The 1,708-nt window shown below is 55.4% G+C and carries 1 rRNA gene (cut by a window edge); it reads left to right on the top strand.

The annotated features are described in order from the left end of the window. Positions 1-1,699: ribosomal RNA gene (locus tag AB0N65_RS20575) — 23S ribosomal RNA — on the top strand; it begins 1,642 nt to the left of the window's first position. Positions 1,700-1,708 lie beyond the last annotated feature (9 nt).

Here is a 1,708-nt window from a genome sequence, read left to right as displayed (position 1 = left end):
TCTGCCCTGGGTAAGTCGGGACCTAAGGCGAGGCCGACAGGCGTAGTCGATGGACAACGGGTTGATATTCCCGTACCGGCGAAAAACCGCCAATACCGAGCGGGGGATACTAACCACCCCTCACCTGACCGGAGCATCACTTGTGGTGTGATGGTTGTGGTGGTGGCTGGGACCTGATCCCGGGAGGTAAGCGTATTAACAGGTGTGACGCAGGAAGGTAGCCGGGCCGGGCGATGGTTGCCCCGGTCCAAGGATGTAGGGTCAGGGATAGGCAAATCCGTTCCTGTGTGTTGAATCACGTTCCTGAGATCTGATGGGACTCCCATTTTGGGGGGATCCGGTGATCCTATGCTGCCTAGAAAAGCATCGGCGCGAGGTTTTAGCTGCCCGTACCCCAAACCGACACAGGTGATCAGGTAGAGAATACCAAGGCGATCGAGAGAATTATGGTTAAGGAACTCGGCAAAATGCCCCCGTAACTTCGGGAGAAGGGGGGCCTGCCCCGTGATACAGACTTGCTCTGTGGAGCGGGTGTGGGCCGCAGAGACCAGGGGGAAGCGACTGTTTACTAAAAACACAGGTCCGTGCGAAGTCGCAAGACGATGTATACGGACTGACTCCTGCCCGGTGCTGGAAGGTTAAGAGGACCGGTTAGCCCCTTGCGGGCGAAGCTGAGAATTTAAGCCCCAGTAAACGGCGGTGGTAACTATAACCATCCTAAGGTAGCGAAATTCCTTGTCGGGTAAGTTCCGACCTGCACGAATGGAGTAACGACTTCCCCGCTGTCTCAACCATAAACTCGGCGAAATTGCAGTACGAGTAAAGATGCTCGTTACGCGCAGCAGGACGGAAAGACCCCGAGACCTTTACTATAGTTTGGTATTGGTGTTCGGAGTGGCTTGTGTAGGATAGGTGGGAGACGTTGAAGCCCGGACGCCAGTTCGGGTGGAGTCATCGTTGAAATACCACTCTGGTCACTTTGGACATCTAACTTCGGCCCGTGATCCGGGTCAGGGACAGTGCCTGATGGGTAGTTTAACTGGGGCGGTTGCCTCCTAAAAAGTAACGGAGGCGCCCAAAGGTTCCCTCAGCCTGGTTGGCAATCAGGTGTCGAGTGTAAGTGCACAAGGGAGCTTGACTGTGAGAGAGACATCTCAAGCAGGGACGAAAGTCGGGACTAGTGATCCGGCGGTACATTGTGGAATGGCCGTCGCTCAACGGATAAAAGGTACCTCGGGGATAACAGGCTGATCTTGCCCAAGAGTCCATATCGACGGCATGGTTTGGCACCTCGATGTCGGCTCGTCGCATCCTGGGGCTGGAGTAGGTCCCAAGGGTTGGGCTGTTCGCCCATTAAAGCGGTACGCGAGCTGGGTTTAGAACGTCGTGAGACAGTTCGGTCCCTATCCGCTGCGCGCGCAGGAAATTTGAGAAGGGCTGTCCTTAGTACGAGAGGACCGGGACGGACGAACCTCTGGTGTGTCAGTTGTACTGCCAAGTGCACCGCTGATTAGCTACGTTCGGATGGGATAACCGCTGAAAGCATCTAAGCGGGAAGCTCGCTTCAAGATGAGATTTCCCTACACATCATGTGTGAGAGGCCCCCAGCCAGACCACTGGGTTGATAGGCCGGACGTGGAAGCGAGGACCAAAGACTCGTGAAGCTGACCGGTACTAATAGGCCAACAACTTACACCACACAACACAC

Origin of the sequence: Paenarthrobacter sp. NPDC089322, assembly GCF_040684895.1 — a bacterium.
In the GTDB taxonomy this organism is placed as follows: domain Bacteria; phylum Actinomycetota; class Actinomycetes; order Actinomycetales; family Micrococcaceae; genus Arthrobacter.
This window is presented reverse-complemented; position numbering and strand designations above follow the sequence as displayed.